Genomic DNA, 22,411 nt, shown 5'->3' on the forward strand with positions numbered 1-22,411 from the left:
ATCTCCGGCCTGTTGCATTACTCGTCGGCTTCCTCAGCCGGTTCTTCTTGCTTGACCTTTTTGGCCATCGGCTTGCGCTCGAACACGGCGGCGAAGAAGCCGTCGGTCTGGTGCTTGTGCGGCAGCAGCTTCAGATAGTCGCCCATCTCCAGCTCGATCTTCTGCTCGGCCAGCGCCTTGTTCATCGGCACCAGCTCGAAATCCGGATGGCTTTCCAGGAATTGCTTGGCGATGAACTCGTTCTCGTCTTCCAGCACCGAGCAGGTGGCGTAGACCAGGCGGCCGCCGCCTTTGACCAGACGCGCTGCGCCGTCCAGGATGGCGGCCTGCTTGACTTGCAGTTCGCCAATGGCTTCCGGCTTCTGGCGCCATTTGACGTCCGGATTGCGGCGCAAGGTGCCCAGGCCCGAGCATGGCGCATCGACCAGCACGCGGTCGATCTTGCCGGCCAGACGCTTGATCTTGGCGTCGCGTTCATGCGCGATGACCACCGGGTGCACGTTCGACAGGCCGCTGCGCGCCAGGCGCGGCTTCAGCTTGGTCAAACGCTTTTCCGACACGTCAAACGCGTACAGGCGGCCGGTGTTGCGCATGATCGCGCCCAGCGACAGCGTCTTGCCGCCGGCGCCGGCGCAGAAGTCCACCACCATCTCGCCGCGCTTGGCTGCGACCAGGGCCGACAGCAGCTGGCTGCCCTCGTCCTGCACTTCGATGTGGCCGTCCTTGAACAGCGGCAGGTTTTGCAGCTGCGGCTTTTGCAGCACGCGCAGGCCCTGCGGCGCGAATGGCGTCGGGGTGGCGCGGATCGGCGCTTCAGCCAGCTTGGCGATGACGTCGTCGCGGTTGGCCTTGAGCGTGTTGACGCGCAGGTCCAGCGGTGCCGGCTGGTTCAAGGCGTCGGCCAGTTCCAGCGACTCTTCTTCGCCGTACTGCTCCACCAGTTTCTCGAACAGCCATTTCGGCATGTTGGAACGGCTGGATTTATGCATCACCTTGCGGTCGATTTCCAGGATGCGGGTGACCCACGCCACTTCGTCTTCGCTCAGGCCGCCCAGCGAGTCCAGGCCGACGGCGTCGGCCATGCCCAGCAACGTCAGGCGGCGCATGGTGGCGCCACCGCCGGCTTCGGAGAAGTCGGTGTAGAAGTTCTTGTTGCGCAGCACGTTATACACGGACTCGGCAATGGCGCCGCGTTCGCGGCCGCCCAGGCGCGGGTGGTCTTTGAAATAGCGCGACAGGGTGGTATCGGCTGGCGCGGCAAAGCGCAAAATCTCGCGCAACACTTCTTCGGCGTTGGCGAGTATCGCTGGAGGCAATCTCATGGAATTCCTTGGTTAATTTTTACTTGCTGTGGTCCACCTGGACCGCGCCCTGCGCCACCGTCAGCCGGTCTTCTACGAACCAGCGCACCGCGCGCGGGTAGATGACATGCTCTTGTTCCAGTACGCGGGCCGACAGGGTTTCGACCGTATCTTCCGGCTGCACCGGCACGCTGGCCTGCACCACCATCGGCCCGTGGTCGAGTTCGGCCGTTACGAAATGCACCGTGGCGCCATGCTCGCGCACGCCGGCGGCCAGCGCCTGCGCATGCGTTGCCAGCCCGGGGAACAGCGGCAGCAGCGACGGATGGATGTTCAGCATGCGGCCCGCGTAATGCGTGACGAATGCTTCGGTCAGGATGCGCATGAAGCCGGCCAGCACCACCAGATCCGGCGCAAAGCCGTCGATCACGGTTTGCAGCGCGGCGTCGAATTCGGCGCGGCTGGCGTAGTCCTTGTTGGCCACCACCGCCGTCGCGATGCCGTGCGCGGCCGCAAAAGCCAGGCCGGGCGCGTCAGCGCGATTGCTGATGACAGCGGCAATGCGGGCCGGCCAGCGCTCGGACTGCAGCGCCCGGACGATGGCTTCCATATTGCTGCCGCGACCAGAAATCAGAATGACGATGTTTTTCATAACCCGGCATTGTACCGCGTCCCACCTCGCAGGGCCACTAAAAGGCAAGAATTGTTGCGATGCAGCAGGCGCGCGCCGGCCTACTCGAAGGAGTAAAAGACCCGGAACGGCACTTTTTTGTCGGCCCAGTAGTCGGCCGCGTCACGGAACACGTCCAGCAGGGTTTCCCGTGCTTCCTTGTCAAATTTCTGGGTATTGGGCAATTGTTCCAGCACCACCAGGAAGCCGGTTTGCGTGCCGGCCTGGAACATGGTGTCGGTCAGCGTGGTGCGCAGACCGTCGAAATTCTTGCCTACCCCTTTGGGAAACAGGAACGATTCCGCAATCAGCCCCAGCACCTGCTGCTTGGTGGCGCCGGTATTCGGATGCGCATACAGGAAGTGCTGCCCCAGGCGGGCCGCCTCTTCCTGCAGCTCGCCGACGCGGAACGCGCGGATTGACTGCACGAGGTTGGCCGGCACGCTGGCCAGCAAGCTCTCGTCTCCCTCAATTTGACCTGGTATGTACGGAGTGTCCACTTTGCTGTCGGGAGTGCCTAACTTGTGAATTAATGAGTAAATAATTTGAGCACCTGTCCACGAAACATGGCTGACGGGTCGGCGCCGGCCATGGTTGATTCAATATGTTTCTGAATCCCATACGCATATTAGGGTAACGTGTTGTTCCTTCCAGATCAACACGTATATGATATTCAACGCAATATTTGTTAAAAACAGAAGATTTTCACCGGGTTTAGCGGTGAAATCGGCACAATTCGCTTGATGTCCGCTGTTACAATTTGTTGCCACAGATACCGAAGGGGGACTAGCGGTGCTTCGTCGTCGGGATTACCATACGATTCATGCAATATCAGAATCCCCCTGATAGACACCCTGAACACAACGAGGTCTCAAAATGAACTTGCAAGCCAAACTGATCGCAACCGCCCTGTGCGCCAGCGCCCTGCCTTTTGCCCAGGCCGCCGATTTTGAAGATTTCGGCCGCGTGGTGAATGTCGTGCCACAAGTGCAACAAGTCAACAGCCCGCGCCAGGAATGCCGCACCGAGTACGTGCAGGTCCAGCAACCGGCGCCGGAACGCGGCGTCGGCGGCGCCATCCTGGGCGGCCTGGTGGGCGGCCTGGCCGGTAACCAGATCGGCGGCGGCTCCGGCCGTTCGGTCGCGACCGCAGCGGGCGCCATCGCCGGCGCGCTGGTCGGCGACCGCGTCGACAACGCCAACACCCCGAACAGCGGCGGCGTGCAGGAACAGGCGGTCAAGCAATGCCGTACCGTCGACCACTGGGAGTCGCGCACTTCGGGCTACCAGGTGACCTACAGCTACCAGGGCCGCAACTACACCACCCCGATGTCCTACGACCCGGGCGACCGCATCCGCCTGCGCGTGGTGGTTGAGCCATCGCAACGCTAAGCCAATCAGCTTACGTCTTTTCAATGCCGGCCTTGCGCCGGCATTGTCGTTTTCAGATAATGCCGGTTCCTCTCCCCCTATTCCTCCCACTGCCGCCCTAATGTTAATCAAACGTAAATCCATCGAACAAGAAGAATCCTCGCGTCCGGCAGCCTCGGCGCCGGCCGCCAAACCGGCGCGCAAGCCGAAATATGCGCCGGTGACGTTGTCGGAGTTCGATGGTGTGCGTTACCTGCACTTCGGCACCGAGTGGGTGCAGGGCGCGATGCGCATCCGCAAGCCGAACTGGCTGGAGCTGGAATACGCGCAGCAGATGATGGCCTGGATGCTGTGGCTGGAACAGCCGCGCCGCATCGCCCAGCTGGGCCTCGGCACGGCGGCGCTGACCAAGTTCTGCTACACCACCTTCGCCGACGCGCAGGTCACCGCGATCGAACTGAATCCGTCGGTGATCACCATCTGCGAAACCATGTTCAAGCTGCCGCCCAACGACACGCGTCTGCAGGTACTGGAAATGGACGCGCTGGACTTCGTCAACGACAAGGCCAACGTCGACACGCTGGACGCGCTGCAGGTCGACCTGTACGACGCCACCGCGCGCGGCCCGGTGCTCGACACGCCGGAGTTCTACCAGGCCTGCAACGCCTGCCTGACCGACGACGGCGTGATGACCATCAACCTGTTCGGCGACCACCCGAGCTACGCGCGCAACCTCAAAGCGATCAAGTTCGCCTTTGCGCAGGTGATTTGCCTGCCGCAGGTGCATGATGGTAACGTAGTCGCGATCGCCTTCAAGCACGCCCGCCCGGTCGACATGGAAGCGCTCACGGCGCGCGCCGCGCAGATCGTCGCCGCGACCAAACTGCCGGCCAAGTCCTGGGTCAAGGGCATCGCCGCAAAATAACGGAAAGGTGGCCGCACAGATGAATTCAGCAATCGCCCCGAGCAAAGCGGCCCCGCTCGACCTGCAACAGATTTACACCTGGCTGCTGGCCGACGGCATGATCCGCAAGGCCGAGGTCAAGGAGCTGTACGCGCAGAGCTCAGCCATTTTGAAGAACACCAGCGGCTATATGCATCCCTTGTGCGCGGTGGCGCACGCCAAGCTGCTGTCGGCGCAGCCGCCGCACCGGCTGCTGACGCTCGACGCGCTGTGCGAATGGCTGGCGGCGCGCGTCAACCTGCCCTTCATCCGCATCGATCCGCTGAAGATCGACTTCACCAAGGTGGCCGATGTGATGTCGGCCAGCTACGCCGCGCGCTTCAACATCCTGCCGGTGGAACTCAACGCCGACACGCTGGTGGTGGCCACCGCCGATCCGTATTCGCACGATTGGGAAGCCGAGATCGCCAAGATCTCGCGCCGCGCGGTGCGCCGCGTGATCGCCAATCCGCTCGACATCGCGCAATACATCACGCAGTTCTTCAGCCTGGCCAAGTCGATCAAGAAGGCCAACAAGACCGGCGGCAACGACCTGTCGCTGCGCAACAACTTCGAGCAACTGGTCGAACTGGGCAAGAGCAACAAGCAGGTCGACGCCAACGACCAGCACGTCATCAACATCGTCGACTGGCTGTGGCAGTACGCGTTTGAACAGCGCGCCTCCGACATCCACCTCGAACCCAAGCGCGACATGGCGGCGATCCGCTTCCGCATCGACGGCGTGCTGCACCAGGTGTACCAGGTGCCGGCGGTGGTGATGATCGCCATGACCGCGCGCATCAAGCTGCTGGGCCGCATGGACGTGATCGAAAAGCGCCGCCCGCAGGACGGCCGCATCAAGACCCGCACCGCCGGCGGCCAGGAAGTCGAGCTGCGCCTGTCGACCTTGCCGACCGCGTTCGGCGAGAAGCTGGTGATGCGGATTTTCGATCCCGAGGTGGTGGTGAAAACCCTGCCCGAACTGGGCTTCCCGCTCGACGACGCCGCGCGCTGGGACGCGCTGACCCAGCGTCCGCACGGCATCATCCTGGTGACCGGACCGACCGGCTCCGGCAAAACCACCACGCTGTACACCACGCTGAAAGCGCTGGCCACTTCCGAGGTCAACGTCTGCACGGTGGAAGATCCGATCGAGATGGTCGAGCCGGCCTTCAACCAGATGCAGGTCCAGCCCGGCATCGACCTGTCGTTTGCCGACGGCGTGCGGGCGCTGATGCGGCAAGACCCGGACATCATCATGGTCGGCGAGATCCGCGACCTGGCGACGGCCGAGATGGCGATCCAGGCGGCGCTGACCGGCCACCTGGTGCTGTCGACGCTGCACACCAACGACGCACCGTCGGCCGTGATGCGGCTGCTGGAGCTGGGCGTGCCCTACTACCTGCTGGAAGCCACACTGATCGGCATCATGGCGCAGCGCCTGGTGCGCACACTGTGCGAAGACTGTAAGGCCGAGGGCGGCGAACTGAGCGACGAGATCTGGGCCAGCCTGGCGGGCGAATGGCAGTTGCCCAAGCCGGCAACCGTCTACAAGCCGGTCGGCTGTCCGGAATGCCGCCAGACCGGCTATCGCGGCCGCACCGGATTGTATGAACTGCTGACCGTGACCGAGGCCTTCAGCGCGCAGGTGCGCGAAGAAACCGACATCCAGGCGCTGCGCCGGCAAAGCCTGGCCGACGGCATGAAACCACTGCGCATCGCTGGCGCCTTGAAGATCCAGGAAGGCGCCACCACCGCCGACGAAGTGCTGAAAGTCACGGCCGCCCTGGGCATGAAATAAAAGAACTTTGCAATTATCGGCGGACTGTATATAATACGGCCTCTTTCGGGGGTCGTTAGCTCAGCTGGTAGAGCAGCGGACTTTTAATCCGTTGGTCGCAGGTTCGAATCCCGCACGGCCTACCACCGAATTCCTAAAAAAGCTTCCAGTCTGGAAGCTTTTTTTTCGCCTGCGGCAAATCAAGGCGCTGCGCAAGGCGCGGCGTATAATCGGCCATCATGTCCAGCCTCCCCACACCAGAACAAGAAGGATTCGCCACGGCGGAAGAAGCCGAGTCTTACGATCGCTGGTATCGCGCCAAAGTGCAAAAGTCGCTGCATGATCCGCGCCCCAGCGTCCCGCACGACGCGATGATGGCCGAGGTGACGGCAATTATCGAAACCAAGATTGAAGCCCAGCGGAAAGCCGCCCATGCTTCCGGTGACCTGGAGCCACGCAGCTAGGGCAGACCTGACCAGCATCGTCGAATACATTGCCGAGCACAGCCCCTCGGCTGCACTTGCCCTGCGCGACGCTTTGATACGCGCTGCGGCAAAAATCCCCCAGCGGCCCCTGCTCTATCGACCCGGCCGAGTCGCCAACACCCGCGAACTGGTGGTCCATAAAAATTACGTCCTCGTCTACGAAGTCCGCAGCACCGAAATCCGGGTGCATGCGGTACTGCATACAAGACAGCAATATCCATAGCTTCCTCAACTAGCGGCCACTGGTGTAAGCTAGGGTCATAGAGCGCGAGGCGCCGGACTTTTGGGGACGTTATGGCAGGCATGGACAGCATACGGGCAGTGCTGCTGGGAGCGGCGTTCTGGCTGCCCGCGCTGGCCGCCGCCGCACCGCCGGTGCTGTTGCGCACCGCGGCCCAGGAGGGGTCCGAACCCAAATTCATTGCCGACGGCAAGGACAGGATCGTCGGCCTGTGTACCGACATCATGCGCGCGGTCGAGCAGAGCGATCCCGGCCTGCGCTTCGTCGGCGACCAGCAATGGAAGCCGCTGATCCGCGTCCTGGCGGAGCTGGCCAACGGCACCGAGGACGTCAGCTGCGCGATCCAGCCCACGCCGGAGCGCGAAAAACTCTTCAACTTCATCGGCCCGGCACTGTACGCCATCGACTATCACTTCCTGGCCCGCAGCGACGACAACATCGTCGTCAACAACTGGGACGACGTGCGCAAGCTGGGACCGGGCGCAGTGGTGCTGGTCAACCGCGGCTATGCGGCCGGCGAGATCCTCACCGCCATGGGCGGCTTCACAGTCGACGCCAGTTCGCCGCGCGCGGAACTGAACCTGCAAAAGCTGGTCGCCGGCCGCGGCCGCCTGTACTTCCATCGCGCGCCCGGCTTGAACAGGCTGCTGCAACGCACCGGCACCGCCGGCCAGGTCAAAATTCTGCCGCAGGTCATGGCCAGCGCCAAGTTATACTTCGCCGCCAGCAAACAGCTGGACCGCGAGACCCGCGACCGCGTCGCGGCCGCGCTCTTCTCGCTGGAAAAAAAAGGTGAACTGGAAAGGCTGATGCACAAATGGGATTGAGGGTGACACCACGATGGCAAGCGATACTGCTGTTCAGCGGCGCGCTGCTGTGCGCGCCGCTGGCGTGGGCCCAGCCGACCGTGCTGAAGGTGGTGGCGCAAGAAGGCACCGAACCCAAGTTCATCCCGGCCGGCATTGGCCGCGTGGTCGGCCTGTGCGTCGATCTGTACCGCGCCATCGAACGGGTCGATCCCGGCCTGCAGTTTGTCGGCGACCAGCAATGGCTGCCGCTGCTGCGCGCGCATTCCGAACTGGCCAGCCACCAGCATGACGCCTTGTGCGCCGTGCAGCGCACCGACGAGCGCACCCGCCAGTATGTCTTCCTCGACCCGCCGCTGTTCCAGTTCCGCTACCAGCTGATTGCACGCGCCGACGATCCGGCCGTCATCGCCAACTGGGACGATGTGCGCAAGCTTGGCGCGCAAGGCGTGGTGCTGACCAACCGCGGCTACACCACGCCGGAAATGCTGGAGCGGATCGGCGGCCTGCGGGTGGATTCCAGCGCCACCAGCCCGGCCATCAACCTGCACAAGCTGGTGGCCGGACGCGGCCGCTTCTTCCTGCACCGCGCACCCGGCATGCAGGGTTTTATCGCCCGCGCCGGCGTGGCCGGCAAGGTCAAGATCCTGCCGGCGGTGATGGCTTCCACCGATGTCTACATGGCGATGGGCACCCACGTCGATCCCGCCGTGCGGCTGCGCGTGCAGCGCGCGGTGGAGCAGCTGGACCGCAGCGGCGAACTAGCCAAGCTGCTGAAGAAGTGGGACTGAGCGACCTTATTCGCCCAGCCAGCGCGCGCTGCCCGCCACCCGGATCGAACTCCCCTGCTCAACCGGAATCTGCGCTTGCAGATGGCAAGGCGCGCCCATGTCCTCGCCCTGGATAATCTCGATCGCGCCGCCGTGCGGCCAGTCGAGATCGCGCAGATAGCCGGCCAGCGCCGCCGCCGCTGCGCCGGTGGCCGGATCCTCATACACGCCGCCCGATGCAAACGCATTGCGCGCATGGAAGCGCTGCGGCGTTTCCGCATAGATCAGCGAGATGGTGGCAAAACCATGGCGGCGCATCAGCTCGCGGCCGGCCGCCAGTTCGTAGCGCATCGCGCGCAGCTTGTCGCGGCTTTTCAGCGCCAGAATCAGATGGTGCGCGCCGCCATTCGCCACCGCCGGCGGAATGCGGTCGTCCAGGTCGGCCAGCGTATAGCCGAACAGCGCCAGCGCCTCCTGCACCAGCGCCGGCGTCGCGGGCGAACTGTGCGTGGCCGGCGATTGCAGCGCCGCATGCGCGCCGTTGGCGTGCGCGCGCCCCTCGACCGTCACCCGCGTGTGATTGGTGGTCAGCGGAAAAATGCCGTCGCCATTCTGCTGCGCCAGCACGGCGCCCAGCGCGATCGTCGCGTGGCCGCAGAACGGCACCTCGCCGTCCGGCGAAAAATAGCGCACGCGCCAGCCGTCTTCGTGCGGCGCTGCAAACACGGTTTCCGAGTAGCCCATCTCGGTGGCAATACGCTGCATCGCCGGCTCTTCCGGCAGCGCCGCGCGAATCATCACGCCGGCCGGATTGCCGCCCTGCTCGCCGGCGGTGAACGCCGCAACTTTGTGAACTTTGGTAATCGTCTGCATGTTGTCTCCTGGCTGGGAAAGTTGCGGATACTTGATTGACAGCAATGAGGGATGTGGCCACTATCGTTGTTTTCACTGACTTTATTACCGAACTCGCCATGACTATACCGCGACTTTCCGTTCTTGCCTTCATCATTTCGGCCCAGTTGACTTGCGCCGCGCTGGCCGCCGATGCGGTCCCGGCCAAGCACGCCATCACCCACGAAGACGTCTGGCTGATGAAGCGCGTCGGCGCACCGCAGCCGAGTCCGGACGGCCGCTGGGCCGTGTTCTCCGTCACCGATCCGGCCTACGACAGCAAGGAACAATGGTCGGACCTGTGGATCAAATCGCTGACCGACGACACGCCGGCGCGCCGCCTGACTTTCAGCAAAGGCAGCGAAGGCTCGGTCAACTGGTCGCCGGACAGCAGGCAACTGATCTTCATCGCCAAGCGCGACGGCGACGACGCCGGCCAGATCTACCGCATCGACGTCGCCGGCGGCGGCGAAGCCCAGCGCCTGACCACGCTGACCCTGGGTGCGCGCACACCGAAGTTCAGCCCGGACGGCAAGCAGATCCTGTTCGTCAGCGACATCTTCCCCGGCAACGCCAGCGAAGACGACGTCAAGAAAACCGCCAAGGAACGCAAGGACCGCAAATACTCGGCGCGCGCGTACGAAAGCTTCCCGCCGCGCTACTTCGACAAATGGCTGGACGACAAACAGGTGCGCCTGTTCGTGATGGACGCCGCCACCGGCGCCAAGCCGCGCGACCTGCTGAGCGGCAGCAAGCTGGCGGCGCTGCCGGGCTTCGGCGGCGGCCAGGGCGACGAAGGCCAGTCGCTGGACGCGATCTGGGCGCCGGACGGCAACAGCATCGTCTTCTCGGCCTCGACCAACCGCGACGAACAGGCGCGCAACGCGGCTTACACGCAACTGTTCAGCGTGCCGGTGACGGGCGGCGAGGCCACCCAGCTGACCGCCGACAAGCACAGCTACAACAACCTGAAATTCAGCGCCGACGGCAAGACCCTGTTCACGCTGACCGAAGCGGAAGAGCCAGGCAAGGTCTACGACGTCAGCCGCCTGGCCAGCTTCGCCTGGCCGATCGCCAGCGCCGCGCCGAAAATCCTGACCGCGTCGCTGGACCGCTCGATCACGCGCTACGCGCTGCCGGCCGGCAGCAACCGCGTGGTGTTCAGCTTCGAATACGCCGGCCTCGAGCAGCTGCACTCGATCAACTACGCCGGCGGCGACCTGCGCGACGAAGCATCGCTGCCGACCGGCAGCATCAATTCGCTCAACGCCGGCGGCAAGGCGGTGGTGGGAGTGTGGGAATCGGCGATCAATCCGCCCGAGGTGTACGCCTTCGGCAACGGCGCGCCGAAGCGCCTGACCGCCTTCAACACCGCGCGCGCGGCCGGCATCGACTGGCAGGCGCCGGAACACTTCTGGTTCAAGGCCAGCGACGGCCGCATGATCTACAACATGCTGATCAAGCCGGCCAACTTTGATCCAAGCAAAAAATATCCGCTGTTCGCAGTGATCCACGGCGGCGCCGCCAATATGTGGCGTGACCAGTTCGTGCTGCGCTGGAACTACCACCTGCTGGCGCAGCCTGGTTACGTGGTGCTGCTGACCGACTACAAAGGTTCGACCGGCTACGGCGAAGCATTCGCCCGCGCCATCCAGGGCGATCCGCTGAAAGGTCCGGCCGACGAAATCAACGAAGCGGTCGATGAAGCCATCAAAAAATACAGCTACATCGATGGCAGCAAACTGGCGGCCGGCGGCGCCAGCTACGGCGGCCACCTGGCCAACTGGCTGCAAGCCACCACCACCCGCTACAAGGCGATCGTCTCGCACGCCGGCGAGATGGACCTGATGATGCAATGGGGCAGCAGCGACAGCATCTGGGGACGCGAAGTCAACAGCGGAGGCCCGGTCTGGGGCGACCAGGCCGTGTGGCGCGAACAAAGCCCGGTGCTCCAGGGCGGCAACCACGCCAAGGGTACCGGCTTCACGACGCCGATCCTGATCTCGGTGGGCGAGCTGGACTACCGAGTCCCCGCCAACAACGCCCTGATGAACTTCGCCACCCAGCAGCGACTACAGGTACCGAGCAAACTGCTGGTCTTCCCCGACGAAAACCACTGGATCCTCAAAGGCGAGAACAGCCGCTACTTCTACAACGAAGTGCACGGCTGGCTGGCCAAATACCTGAAATGAAATCCGGGGTCAGGTCCCCCATTTCTACACGAACTGAAGCGTAGCTATTGCTACAGCCTAGCTCGTGTTGAATTGTGAGACCTGACCCCGGATTATTAGTTGAAGCTCAGTGCGCTGCTGCTGGCGTTGCTGAGCTTCTGCGCTTTCAGGTCGATCGTGAAGTGGTCGCTTGGCTTGCCGGAGCCGAGCCCTTTCAGGATCGCGAATACTTGCTTGAACTGCGACTGGAACGCCACCTGCACCGGGTTCTGGTCCGACAGCTGGTCGCCGATCTTGACGATCGCCGCCGGCGACGCCGGGAAGGCGTTCATCAGCACCTTGTATTGCGCCACCCGCTCGGCGCCCATGTCGCGCAAGGCCAGTTCGCCGGCGTACACGGTGCGGTGGAAGTCGCCATAGAATTCATAGGCGCTGATCTTGGCGAAGTCGGCCAGCTTGAGGTTGGCGGCGGCGGCCACCTGCTCGGCCTTGGCGGTGGCCGTGGCCCAGTCCGCCGTCAGCTGGCTGGCAGCGACGCTGTCGCCCGACGCCGCACCCTTGGCGGCGCAGGTCGCGGTGATCGGCAGCACCGACGGGTTGTCCTTCAGCTGCGCCAAGGTGACCTTGGTTTGCAGCTGCGACAAAATCAGCATCTGGCGCGCATCCAGCGACATCGCCGCTTCCTTCATTTCGCACGGCCAGTAGTCGCTCATGAAGCGCAGCCGCGACAGTTCGCCGAAGTAGGTGCGGGTGAATTCGCCATACGATTTGCTGTCGAGGATGCTGCGGTTCCAGCGCTTGGCGACGTCGCCGGCGGCGCTGCTGCCTTGCAGATAGTCATACTCCACCTGGTACAGCGGGAACAGTTCGTTGTGGCGCGCCACGCTGTTCAGGCCCACGGTCTGCACGTCGATCACGTCCTTGCTCTGGTAGCTGACGATTTTGTACGCCGCGCCAAACACCGCCAGCGACGGCGACTGCACGTTGACCAGGTAGTTGCCGGCGCTGTCCTTGTAGTCGTTGCTGCCGTTGAAGTGCATGTGGCCGCCGATGTGCAGCGGCAGGCCGGTCGCCGCCAGCGCAGCGGTGGTGGCCGCCGCCGGCATGCGCGACACCTGGAACGCGCCCGGCTTGAACACGGCCTTCATCGCATCGGTCTGGTTGGCGTAGAAGTCCATGGTCGGATAGTGCGAGAACGCCATCAGCTGCTTGCCCTGCGCCCTGGCGCGCGCGGTCACCGATTTGATCCATTCCATCTGGTGGATCTTGTGCGTCTGCACCTTGTTCCAGCCGGCGTCGCCGGCGTTGTCGAAGCCTTTGAAGGCGGTCGGATTGGCCGGGTCGAAGTTGGCGTTCGGCACGTGCACATTGGCGTCCAGCGCCAGCAGCCAGACACCCTTGACCGGTTCCACCAAATAGCTGGCGTCGATGATGCTGGCGCAGCGGCTGTAGGTCTTGCCGGCCACCTTGTACTTGCCGCCCTCGCCTTCGCTGCAAATTTCGAACTTGCGCTTGCTCAGGTCGGCCGCTGCGGCGGCAGCGTCATAGCTGTACTTGCCGTCGGCATAGGTGGTGAACGGGGTTTCCCAGTAGACGTCGTTCTTGTTCGGCGCGTAGCCAAATTCGGCCAGCTTGGTCAGCAGCTTGTCGTAGCCCTGTTCCATCAGCTGGTTGGTGCACACCACTGCCGGGTCTTTGGCTTTGCAGGCGGCGTTGTTGACGGCGTAGATTTTCTGTTCCTTGCCATCCTTGGTCAGGAAGTCGTTCTTGCCGGCTTCGTCGTCGTCGAACGGTTCGTTCGGGTCGTGGTTGCCGGGGGCGATGAAGAAGCGCATGCCCTTGGCCTGGTATTCGTGCAGGATGTCGGTCAGGCCGTCGATGTTGATCGGCTGGGCGTCGTCCGAGATATCGCCCGGCAGCGCCACCAGACGCAGGCCTTTGCTGTAGGCGTCGTCGAGCGCGGCGCGGAAGGCGAAGTAGTTTTCGTTGAACAGCCGCGTCGAGGTCAGTTGCGCGTACATGGTGCGGATGGTGGCGTTCTTGCCATCCTTGGTCGGAATGCCGGCGAACTGCGTGCTTTTCAGATCGCCGTAAATGTTCTCGAAGTGGACGTCGCTCATGAAGGCGACCGCAGTCTGGTTGACCGTGTCGGCCGGCGCGGTGGCGGCAGCGGGTTGGTTGTCGCTGCCGCAGGCGGCCAGCAGCGCGGATGTGACAATCGCGGCAGCGGCCGTGATGGCCGCTGCAGGCAAGGCGTAACGCATACAAAACTCCATCAGGCTGGTTGCAAACCGCCGCATTGTCACATCGGCAAATGACAACCTGATTACATTTTGGAAGCGCTCCCAGTTTTTATGCGGCCTTGGCTTGCCCCGGCGCGGCGGCGCTGGCGGCGGCCGGCTTGCGGATGATCCAGACCATCGCGGCCGCCGTCAGGCAGGCGGCGCCGGCAGCGAACAGCGCCGGGTCGTAGGTCAGCAGCAAGGTGCGCACGCGGCCGGCGCCATACGCGGCCACCGCCGCCCCTAACTGGTGGGCAGCGAAGATCCAGCCGAACACCATGCCGGCCTTTTCCTTGCCGAAGGTGGCGGCGGTCAGGCGCACGGTCGGCGGCACGGTGGCAATCCAGTCAAGGCCGTAAAACATGGCGAACACCGACAGGCCGTACAAGGTGAATGCCGAATACGGCAGCCACAGCAGCGACAGCCCGCGCAGGCCATAGTACATGAACAGCAGCTTGCGGTTGTCATAGCGATCCGACAGCCAACCGGAGGCGATGGTGCCGACCAGGTCGAACGCGCCCATCATCGCCAGCACCGAGGCGGCCGGTACCGGCCCCAGCCCGGCGTCGCCGCACAGCGAGATGAAGTGGGTCTGGATCAGGCCGTTGGTGCTGAGGCCGCAAATGAAGAAGGTGCCGGCCAGGACCCAGAACACCCGCTGCTGCGCGGCTTCGGCCAGGACCTTGAATGGCGTGGCGAAGGTGATGCGCATGGCCGGCGCGCCTGTCGCCAGCGGCGTGCCGGGGGCGGCGCCGAATGGCGTCAGGCCGACGTCGGCCGGCCGGTTGCGCATCAGCAGCAATACCGCCACCGCCACCAGCGCGCAGGCGCTCAGCACCGGCAACACCGCCAGCCGCCAGCCGAAGTGCTGCACCAGCCACGCACCCACCGGCAGGAAGATCAGCTGGCCGGTGGCCGAACTGGCGGTCAGCAGGCCGACCACCAGGCCGCGGTGGCTGTCGAACCAGCGGTTCGATACCACGGCGCTGAGCACCAGCGCGGTCAGCCCGGAGCCAACGCCGAGCATCACGCCCCAGAACAGCACCAGCTGCCAGAACTGGGTCATCTGCGTGGCCAGCGCCATGCCGGCCGCCACCAGCGTCAGCGCCGTGACCACCACGTTGCGCACGCCAAAGCGCTCCATCAGGATGGCGGCGAACGGTCCCATCAGGCCGAACAGGGCGAAGCGCAGGGCCAGCGCGGACGAGATCTGCTCGACGTCCCAGCCGAATTCCTTGGACAGCGGCTGCAGCAGCGCGCCCGGCAGCCCCAGCGCCGCCGACGAGCTCAGCGCGGTCAGGAAAGTCAGGGCCACAATCACCCAGGAAAAGTGCAGGCCACGGCGTTGCAGCCAGTCGGATAACGGTTGGGCAAACATCAGTTCCTCGCAAGGCAGTGCGCGCCGGCAGCGCGCTTGCCTGCATTTTAAATTACGGTCATAATGAATGCAATCAAAAAAAATGCCGTACGGCGGTGGACGCGCTATCCCCGCCACCCTTGATGCAGGGCGGCGCGCCAATGCGAACACCCGGCCGCGTCAGTGAAGACTCGGCCGGGCGTCAGGGAGAAGGCGGCGGTGGGGGAGGTCCGCCCTACCCTTTACTTGATGCGCAGCGAACTTTGCACCTTGTTCACACCCTTGACGTTACGGGCGACGTCAACGGCTTTGTCGACTTCCGCTTGCGACGGCACGAAGCCGCTCAGCATCACGGTGCCGTTATTGGTTTCCACATGCACGTCCAGCGATTTCAGTGCCGGTTCGGCCATCAGTTCGGTTTTGACTTTGGTGGTGATGGCGGTGTCGGCCAGTGCATCCTTGGTCAGCGCGGTTTTCGAACGGGCTTCGCACGATGCCTTGTCGGTGCCGGTCATGGTGCTGCAATCGATACCGGTCTGGGCGGTGTCGGCGGCTTTCTTGCCGGCCTTGGCGTCGTTGACCCAGGCGGTGTGCTGTTGTTTCGCGCCGCTCAGGCAGCTGTCCTTGTCGGCGCCGGTGCGGGTGGCGCACTGGGCTTTGGCGAGGTCGTAGTTGGCGTCGGCCACATTGATCTGGGCTTTTTCGACCGATTTCTTATCGTTCTTGTACTGCAGGGCGGCGGTCGACTCGGCGTTGGCGCGGGTGACTTTGGCCTGTTCCTGGCAGACGTCCTTGGCATTACCCGATTGTGCATCGCAGGCGGCCTTGGCGGTTTTGTAGGCAGCGTCCGACTGGTTGATGGCAGCCTTATAGGCCACGGTGTCGTTGGTCGGGGTGGCGGCGAAGGCGGCGCTGGCGGCGGTGGCCAGCACGAAGCAGAGTAATTTATTCATGATCGTGTCCCTCTTGTGGTGGTTGATGGACACATTAAACCCCTGCCGCGTTACGGCCTCCGTGCGGAAACGTACACAGAACCGGTTTTCATTGTTCTTGCAACAAGCCCTGGCGCCACACCAGGCTGGCTTGTTCAAACACCGGCAGACCCGGCGTGAAGGCGGCGCCGGTCGAAGCCAGTTGCAGCCAGTTCAGCGTGCTGTGGCTGCCGGCGGCGGGCGACGGCGCGCGCACCTGGCGCATCCAGGTCGCCACGGTGGCGTACTGATCGGGATGGCGCTGCTGGATCCACGCCAGCGCCACCAGGTCGGCATAGCCTTCCTCGCGGCGGGTGTCGCGCAACTGGTCGGCGGCGGCTTCGTGCGGCGTGGCCTGGTTCTGGCTGGCTTCAAAGCCGGCTGGCAGCACATGCCACACACCCTGCGCATAACGCCAGCAGTGGCCGATTTCATGCGCCACCATGGCCTCAATCATCAGCGGGCGTTGCGCGGGAGCTACATTGTTCAGGATGTCTTCGGCATTGGGGTTGCCGCGCATCGACAGCACGAGCTTGCAGCGGCCCTTGTCGTAGCCCAGCGCCAGCGGCACGTCGTTGGGGCCGGCCTGCGGTTGGACGGTGATATCGAGCGGCAGCTTCAGGTCCTGCTTGGCGTAGGACAGCACGGCGGCGCCGGCGCTCAGCCAGCGGATTTCCATCTCGGTCAGGTCGGCAGCGGAGGCCAGACCGGACGTCAACAATAGCAAGGGGAGGAAGGCGCGCTTGATCATGGTGATCAAACTGTAGCATGCACCGGGCAAGAATTATTGCCCGGTGGCAGGTAAATTACTACGTAGAAAAACCTGAATGATTAAGGTTTTAGAATGCTACTTGCCCAGCAGGGTATTGGCGGTCTGGAATTCCGGACGGATGTCGTTCGGTACAGCTTTCATTTTATCCAAGGCCTTTTGCACGTCCGGACGGATCACCACATACTTGGTCATCAAGGCCTTGGCGCGCGCGTAGTCGCCGGTGGCTTCGATGGTCAGGAACTCGCGGTCGAGGTCGGTCACGGCCTGCTTGATCTTGCCGAAGTCGACCGCAAAAGTGCCGTCGCCGTGCGACACGAAGCCGCCCTTGTCGAGGATGTAGTTGACCTGGATCGCCATGCCGCGCGCGTGCGAGTCGGTCAGGCCGAAGTGCAGCGTGCGGAAGGCCGAGGCCAGGAAAGTGGTGTACAGCTTGCGCTCGGCCGCCTCGCCCTGCCCCAGCGTGCCTTTCAGCTGGCCCTTGTCCATCATGTAGGCCAGCGCGTACAGGCCGGTGATGTCGGCCTTGGCTTCCTCGATGGTGGAATAGGCTTCCTTCAGGTCCTGGCGCGGGGTCGATGCCTTGCCGCCGGCTTTGGTGATGTGCGGGCCCAGGCCGTGGGTGATTTCATGCGCCAGGATGTGGGTAAAGAAGGAATCGAAATCCACATCCTTCTGGTCCGCCGGGCGCAGCACCAGTCTGGAGATCGGCGTCAGCGTGGATTTGAATTTGGCTTGCTGCACGTTCTTCAGCATCACGCGCTTGGAGCCGCGCTGGCTGATGATGCGCTCGTCGTTCGGCAGATTATAGGCGGCGGTCTGCACGCCCATGTTGCCGTCGCCGGCGCCGTACACCTGATTGACCACCACCATCGGCGCCAGCGCGCCGACTTTCGGATTGCGGTATTGCGCGTCGATCGGCAGGTTGTCTTCCAGCTCCTGCATGTGCTTGGCGAAGAAGTTCAGCTTCTGGGTTTCCTTCTGGTCGCGGATGTTGACGTAGGCTTCAAACGCGGCCTTGTAGCCGAACAGTTCGTCGTTGTAGGTCTCGTAGGGGCCGATGATGATATCGACCGGCGCCTCCAGATCCATCCACGCGAAGTCGGAGGCCAGGTAGTCGTTGCTGAGGAAAGCGTCGGCGCGCAGCTGCAGGAATTTTTTCAGTGACGCATTGTCGGTATCGGCGGCGGCCTGCTTCAGCAGCGACGCAGCTTTTTGCAGCTCGGCCTTGTATTCATCGGAATACTTGACGATGGCGAACTTGCCATCCTGATTCTTGCGGATCACGGTGAAGAACCACTGCGCCTGCTCCTTGTCGGCGGCCGGCAGCGCGTTCATCCAGGTTTCCAGTTCGGCCTTGGTGGCGCCGGCCGGATAGAAATTGCCGCCTTCCGGCTTCTTGGCTGGCACCTGGATGCCGGCCACTTCGGCCGGCAGGAAGGACTGGTGATCGTCGAGGATCGACCATGGGCCTTTGTTGAGCCAGAAGTAGTTCAGGCGCGCCTTGCCCAGTGGCGTGGTGTCTTTTTGCAGCGCGGCCCACAGCGCTTCGTTGCCGGACCAGCGCTGGCGCAGTTGCAGCACGTCGACGATCTTGGCCGCTTCGATCAGCTTGGCGATGGCTTTCTTGTCGCCGGCCGAGAGCTGGCTGGTGTCGGCGGTCAGCGCGACCGGCGCGTAACGCTGGCTCATCTGGTTGAGTTGATTGACGTCGGCCGGGCCGGCCCAGGCGGTGGCGCAGGCGACTACCAGCGCCAGCGGGAGCAGGATTTTTTTCATGTGGTCCTCTTGTGCAGTGAGGACCACATTGTAAAGCACTGCGGCTTACCAGGCCCTGTAGACCTGCCCGGTTTGCGCGCCATCGACACTGCGCGCGTACGACAACGCAACGCGGCTGGCGGCAACCGGTTCGAAGCCGATGAAGAGCGGGCCGTGGGTGCCCATCGATTCCTGCAGCACCGTCGGGCTGACCACGTTAATGCGCAGTCCGCGCGGCAGTTCGATCGCCGCCGCCCGCACAAACCCCAGCACGCCGGCATTGGCGGTCGACGCCGCGACCGCGCCGCGTATCGGATGCTCGGTATCGACGCCGCTGGTCAGCGTGATGGAGCCGCCATCATTCAAATACTGCTGCGCAGCCAGGGCCACGTTGACCTGCCCCATCAGCTTGCCCCTGAGGCCGACGTGGAAATGCTCCGGCGCCAGCTGCGCCAGCGGCCCGACATGCAACGCGCCGGCAGCCACCACCACCGCATCCAGACTGCCAACTTGCGTCAACAGGCGCTGTACCTGGAGGAAGTCTTCGATGTCCACCTGATGCTGGCCGCTGCGCGAGCCCACCGCAATCACCTCGTGCCGTTGCGCCAGCTCGCGCGCCACGGCGGAGCCGATGGCGCCGGTGGCGCCGATCACCATCACTTTCATGCGTGTCCTCCCGCGCGGTACACTTGCCCGGTCTGGGCGCCATCGACGCTGCGCGCATATGACAGCGCGGCGCGGCTGGCGGCGATCGGTTCGAAGCCGATGAAGAACGGGCCATAGCTGCCCATTGATTCCGCCAGCACGGTCGGGCTGACGACGTTGATGCGCAGGCCGCGCGGCAGCTCGATCGCCGCCGCCCGCACAAAGCCTTCGACGGCCGCGTTGACCATGGTGGCGCTGGCGCCGTTGCGGATCGGCTCCTCCGCCACGATGCCGCTGGTGAGCGTGATCGAGCCGCCATCGTTCAGATATTCCTGCGCCACCAGCGCCACATTCACCTGCCCCATCAACTTGCTGTTCAGCCCCACGTAGAACTGCTCCGGCGTAAAGCTGCCGAGCGGCGCAAAGTGCAGCGAGCCTGCCGCCACCACCACCGCATCCACCTTGCCCACCTTGGCGAACAGGGATCGCACCGAAGCGATATCGGCGAAGTCCACCTGATGCTGGCCGCCGCGCGCCCCCACCGTTACCACCTCATGGCGCTGGCCCAGCTCCGCCACCACCGCCTTGCCTACAGCGCCCGTTGCGCCGATCACAATCACTTTCATGCTGAACCTCCGTCTCAAAAATCCAGTATGGTCTCCTTCCACCAAAGAATAAATGCGCTACCATGAACAACATTACCAACCCACAGTTAGCAATCAATGGACAAGTTGCGCAGCATGGAAATCTTCGTCGCGGTGGTCGATGCCGGCAACTTCACCGCCGCCGCCAGCCGCTTCAACCTGTCGCCGGTGATGGTCGGCAAACACATCGCGCAACTGGAAGCCACGCTCGGCGCGCGCCTGCTGGCGCGCACCACGCGGCGCCAGAGCCTGACCGAAATCGGCAGCCAATACGCCGACCAATGCCGCGCGATTCTGGCGCAGATTGAAGCCGCCGAACGCGGCGCCGAAGCCATGCGCAGCGTGCCGCGTGGCCGCCTGCGGGTCACCGCCTCCACCTCTTTCGGCAACGAATGGCTGGCGCCGGCGCTGACCGACTACCTGCGCCGGCATCCCGAAGTGAGCGTGGACCTGAACCTGAACGACCGCACCGTCGATCTGGTGGACGAGGGCTACGACGCCGCCATCCGCATCGGCGCGCTGGACGACTCGGGCATGATCGCCCGCCCGCTGCAACCGTACAAGATGGCCATCTGCGCCTCGCCCGGCTACCTGCGGCAGCGCGGCACGCCGCACACGCCGCAGGAACTGGCGCAGCATGAATGCCTGGATTTCGTGGTGGGAGATATCGGTGTCAGCTGGCGCCTGCAATCGGTGCACGGCAAGCATGCGCTGCCGCCGAGCCGCTTCCGCGCCAACAATGGCCAGGCTTTGCGCATGGCCGCGCTCAAGGACTTCGGGATTGTGATGCAGGCCGAGGTGCTGCTGGCGCAGGACATCGCCGCCGGCCGGCTGGTGCCGATTTTGAGCGACTACCTGCCGGCGCCGCGCGCCATGCACGTGGTCTATCCGCGCGATCGCCGCGCGACGCCCAAGCTGACCACCTTCATTGACTTTATTCTGGAACGCTTAGGACCAGCGGCACCGTTGCCGCTGGCCTCTTCGCGTAAAAGGACGGCGCTTACTGCGCCTTGATATTGCCGTTCTGCGCCACTTGCGACAGCTGTGCAGAAGGCTGCCAGCCGGCGCCCAGCGCGCGCGCCACCGCCACTGCCGCCAGCAGGCGCTGGGTGTTGATCTGCACCGCCGCGCGGTCGGCCGTCAGCGCGCTGCGCTGCGCATCGGTGACGTCGAGGTAGTTCGACACGCCGCGTTCATAACGCGCACGCGCCACCAGGTAGCCGCGCGCCGCCGCCACTTGCGAGGCTTGCTGTGCATCGCCCTGCTGCTGGCGTTGCTGCACGTCCGACAGCGCATCTTCCACTTCGCGCAGTGCCGTCAGCAGCTTGGTCTGGTGATTGGCAATCGCTTCTTCGTAGCGCGACTTGGCAATCGCCAGGTTGGCCTTGTTGCGGCCACCGTCGAACACCGGCAGCGACAAGGCCAGCGGACCGACGCTGAACTGGCGCGAATCGCCCTTGGCCAGGTTGCTCAGGCTTTCCGAGGCAAAGCCGAAGTTACCGGTCAGCGAGAACGATGGATAGAACGCGCCTTCGGCCACGCCGATCTGCGCATTGGCGGCACGCAGCGTCGCCACGCTGCCAGCCAAATCAGGACGCTGCGCCAGCAGGCTGGCCGGCAGGCCGACCGGAATCGCCGGCGGTTGCGGCAGCACGGCGGCATCGGCCTTCGGCGCCGTCAGCAGCGACGACGGCGAAGCGCCGACCAGCGTCGCCAGGCTGTGTTCCAGCAGGTTGCGCTGGCGCTGCACTTCATGCAGGTCGGCTTGCGCATTGGCGCGCTCGATGCGCGCGCGCGAGACATCCAGTTCGTTCGACAGGCCGGCGTCAAAGCGCGCCGTCACCAGCTGCTCGCTTTCGCGGCGGGTATCGAGCGCGCCGTTCAGGATGGCGATTTCCGCATCCAGGCCGCGCAGCTGCCAGTAGGTGGTGGCCAGTTGCGACGACAGCATCAGCAGCACGCCGTCGCGGTCCGCTTCCGCCGCCAGCGCTTGCGCGTCGGATGCTTCCACCAGACGGCGCACGCGGCCCAGCAGGTCCACTTCATACGAGAAGCTGGAGCCGACCGAGTAGTTGTTACCCTTGATCGCGCGGCCGCCCAGCGCCAGGCCTTGCGAAGTTTCGGCCGAGGTGCGCGAGTTGGAGATGCCGGCGTTGACGCTCAACTGCGGCTGCTGGTTGGCGCGTGATACGCCGGCCTGCTCCAGCGCCTGCACCAGGCGTTCGGCGGCTGCCTTCACGCTGGGATTATCGCGCAGCGCGGTTTCTTCCAGCTGGTTCAGGGTGGCGTCGTTAAACACGGTCCACCACTGCGCCGGCAGGTGCGCCTGGCTGGCGCCGGCCTGCGGCAGATGGCGGAACGAGGCGTCGGCGACATTCGCCGGCGCTTTGAAGTCACTGCCCACAGTGGCGCAGCCAGTGACGGCCAGGGTGACGGAAACAGCGAGCGTCAGGCGCTTCAGAGCTGAATTCAACATGTGATTACCTCTAAGATTAAACAGTTATCCCGTCGTTCCCGCGCAGGCGGGAACCCATACTCAGCATGGATTCCCGCTGG

The 22,411-nt window shown here is 64.0% G+C and carries 21 protein-coding genes and 1 tRNA gene; 10 read left to right on the top strand and 12 right to left on the bottom strand.

Going from position 1 to position 22,411, the window contains the following annotated elements; all coding sequences use genetic code 11:
* Nucleotides 1-17 precede the first annotated feature (17 nt).
* The 3 genes from GTP55_RS21045 to GTP55_RS21055 form a co-directional block, all read right to left on the bottom strand.
* Nucleotides 18-1,322 carry an RsmB/NOP family class I SAM-dependent RNA methyltransferase gene (locus GTP55_RS21045; RefSeq protein ID WP_161046805.1) on the bottom strand — a complete coding sequence of 435 codons (1,305 nt, stop codon included), beginning with the start codon at nt 1,320-1,322 and terminating at the stop codon, nt 18-20.
* Nucleotides 1,323-1,341: 19 nt separating this feature from the next.
* Nucleotides 1,342-1,953, bottom strand: coding sequence for a phosphoribosylglycinamide formyltransferase (gene purN / locus GTP55_RS21050; protein ID WP_161046806.1), 612 nt, complete (start codon nt 1,951-1,953; stop codon nt 1,342-1,344).
* An 80-nt stretch (nt 1,954-2,033) separates the two neighbouring features.
* A complete protein-coding gene (locus GTP55_RS21055) occupies nt 2,034-2,426 on the bottom strand; it encodes a barstar family protein (RefSeq protein WP_202423810.1) in 393 nt (130 codons plus the stop codon).
* 421 nt (nt 2,427-2,847) lie between these two features.
* On the opposite strand from GTP55_RS21055, the gene GTP55_RS21060 reads away from it, so the two are divergent.
* From GTP55_RS21060 to GTP55_RS21095, 8 genes are all read left to right on the top strand, one after another.
* Nucleotides 2,848-3,363: a glycine zipper 2TM domain-containing protein gene (locus GTP55_RS21060; RefSeq protein WP_110844826.1), complete on the top strand. Its 516-nt coding sequence runs from the start codon at nt 2,848-2,850 to the stop codon at nt 3,361-3,363.
* Between the two features lie 100 nt (nt 3,364-3,463).
* Nucleotides 3,464-4,267 (top strand): spermine/spermidine synthase domain-containing protein, encoded by an 804-nt coding sequence (locus GTP55_RS21065; protein ID WP_161046807.1) that lies wholly within the window; start codon nt 3,464-3,466, stop codon nt 4,265-4,267.
* 19 nt (nt 4,268-4,286) lie between these two features.
* Nucleotides 4,287-6,086, top strand: a complete 1,800-nt coding sequence (gene tfpB / locus GTP55_RS21070) for a type IV pilus assembly ATPase TfpB (protein WP_161046808.1) — start codon at nt 4,287-4,289, stop codon at nt 6,084-6,086.
* 49 nt (nt 6,087-6,135) lie between these two features.
* Nucleotides 6,136-6,211 (top strand) — tRNA-Lys (locus tag GTP55_RS21075).
* 93 nt (nt 6,212-6,304) lie between these two features.
* Nucleotides 6,305-6,529, top strand: coding sequence for a type II toxin-antitoxin system RelB family antitoxin (gene relB / locus GTP55_RS21080; RefSeq protein WP_161046809.1), 225 nt, complete (start codon nt 6,305-6,307; stop codon nt 6,527-6,529).
* The gene (locus GTP55_RS21085; protein ID WP_161046810.1) at nt 6,498-6,773 is read left to right on the top strand and encodes a type II toxin-antitoxin system RelE/ParE family toxin; all 276 of its coding nucleotides are present in this window, start codon (nt 6,498-6,500) and stop codon (nt 6,771-6,773) included. The genes relB and GTP55_RS21085 overlap by 32 nt, the downstream gene beginning before the upstream one ends.
* 80 nt (nt 6,774-6,853) lie before the next feature.
* Complete coding sequence (locus tag GTP55_RS21090) at nt 6,854-7,618, top strand: substrate-binding periplasmic protein (protein ID WP_229258088.1); 765 nt, start codon at nt 6,854-6,856, stop codon at nt 7,616-7,618.
* 2 nt (nt 7,619-7,620) lie between these two features.
* A complete protein-coding gene (locus GTP55_RS21095; RefSeq protein ID WP_371868389.1) occupies nt 7,621-8,388 on the top strand; it encodes a substrate-binding periplasmic protein in 768 nt (255 codons plus the stop codon).
* A 6-nt stretch (nt 8,389-8,394) separates the two neighbouring features.
* On the opposite strand, the gene GTP55_RS21100 is transcribed toward GTP55_RS21095, so the two are convergent.
* Complete coding sequence (locus GTP55_RS21100) at nt 8,395-9,240, bottom strand: PhzF family phenazine biosynthesis protein (RefSeq protein WP_161046813.1); 846 nt, start codon at nt 9,238-9,240, stop codon at nt 8,395-8,397.
* A gap of 98 nt (nt 9,241-9,338) precedes the next feature.
* Between GTP55_RS21100 and GTP55_RS21105 the strand changes: the two genes are divergently transcribed.
* Nucleotides 9,339-11,450, top strand: a complete 2,112-nt coding sequence (locus tag GTP55_RS21105) for a dipeptidyl-peptidase 5 (RefSeq protein ID WP_161046814.1) — start codon at nt 9,339-9,341, stop codon at nt 11,448-11,450.
* Between the two features lie 95 nt (nt 11,451-11,545).
* Here GTP55_RS21105 and GTP55_RS21110 read toward each other — a convergent pair whose 3' ends face one another.
* The 7 genes from GTP55_RS21110 to GTP55_RS21140 all read right to left on the bottom strand — a co-directional run bounded on the left by GTP55_RS21110 (nt 11,546) and on the right by GTP55_RS21140 (nt 19,837).
* Nucleotides 11,546-13,693 carry a metallophosphoesterase family protein gene (locus GTP55_RS21110; RefSeq protein WP_229258089.1) on the bottom strand — a complete coding sequence of 716 codons (2,148 nt, stop codon included), beginning with the start codon at nt 13,691-13,693 and terminating at the stop codon, nt 11,546-11,548.
* Nucleotides 13,694-13,781: 88 nt separating this feature from the next.
* Complete coding sequence (locus GTP55_RS21115; RefSeq protein WP_161046815.1) at nt 13,782-15,089, bottom strand: MFS transporter; 1,308 nt, start codon at nt 15,087-15,089, stop codon at nt 13,782-13,784.
* A 221-nt stretch (nt 15,090-15,310) separates the two neighbouring features.
* Nucleotides 15,311-16,021 carry a BON domain-containing protein gene (locus GTP55_RS21120; RefSeq protein ID WP_161046816.1) on the bottom strand — a complete coding sequence of 237 codons (711 nt, stop codon included), beginning with the start codon at nt 16,019-16,021 and terminating at the stop codon, nt 15,311-15,313.
* 88 nt (nt 16,022-16,109) lie between these two features.
* Nucleotides 16,110-16,790 (bottom strand): hypothetical protein, encoded by a 681-nt coding sequence (locus GTP55_RS21125; RefSeq protein ID WP_202423816.1) that lies wholly within the window; start codon nt 16,788-16,790, stop codon nt 16,110-16,112.
* Between the two features lie 96 nt (nt 16,791-16,886).
* Complete coding sequence (locus GTP55_RS21130; protein WP_161046818.1) at nt 16,887-18,587, bottom strand: dipeptidyl-peptidase 3 family protein; 1,701 nt, start codon at nt 18,585-18,587, stop codon at nt 16,887-16,889.
* Between the two features lie 45 nt (nt 18,588-18,632).
* Nucleotides 18,633-19,232 carry a short chain dehydrogenase gene (locus tag GTP55_RS21135; protein ID WP_161046819.1) on the bottom strand — a complete coding sequence of 200 codons (600 nt, stop codon included), beginning with the start codon at nt 19,230-19,232 and terminating at the stop codon, nt 18,633-18,635.
* Nucleotides 19,229-19,837 carry a short chain dehydrogenase gene (locus GTP55_RS21140; RefSeq protein WP_161046820.1) on the bottom strand — a complete coding sequence of 203 codons (609 nt, stop codon included), beginning with the start codon at nt 19,835-19,837 and terminating at the stop codon, nt 19,229-19,231. The genes GTP55_RS21135 and GTP55_RS21140 overlap by 4 nt, the downstream gene beginning before the upstream one ends.
* Before the next feature lie 96 nt (nt 19,838-19,933).
* Here GTP55_RS21140 and GTP55_RS21145 point away from each other — a divergent pair, with 96 nt between their 5' ends.
* A complete protein-coding gene (locus tag GTP55_RS21145; protein ID WP_161046821.1) occupies nt 19,934-20,869 on the top strand; it encodes a LysR family transcriptional regulator in 936 nt (311 codons plus the stop codon).
* Here GTP55_RS21145 and GTP55_RS21150 read toward each other — a convergent pair.
* Nucleotides 20,856-22,331 (bottom strand): efflux transporter outer membrane subunit, encoded by a 1,476-nt coding sequence (locus GTP55_RS21150; protein WP_161046822.1) that lies wholly within the window; start codon nt 22,329-22,331, stop codon nt 20,856-20,858. The genes GTP55_RS21145 and GTP55_RS21150 overlap by 14 nt on opposite strands.
* Between the last annotated feature and the right edge of the window lie 80 nt (nt 22,332-22,411).

This window comes from Duganella margarita, from assembly GCF_009857535.1.
Taxonomy (GTDB): Bacteria; Pseudomonadota; Gammaproteobacteria; order Burkholderiales; family Burkholderiaceae_D; genus Rugamonas; species Rugamonas margarita.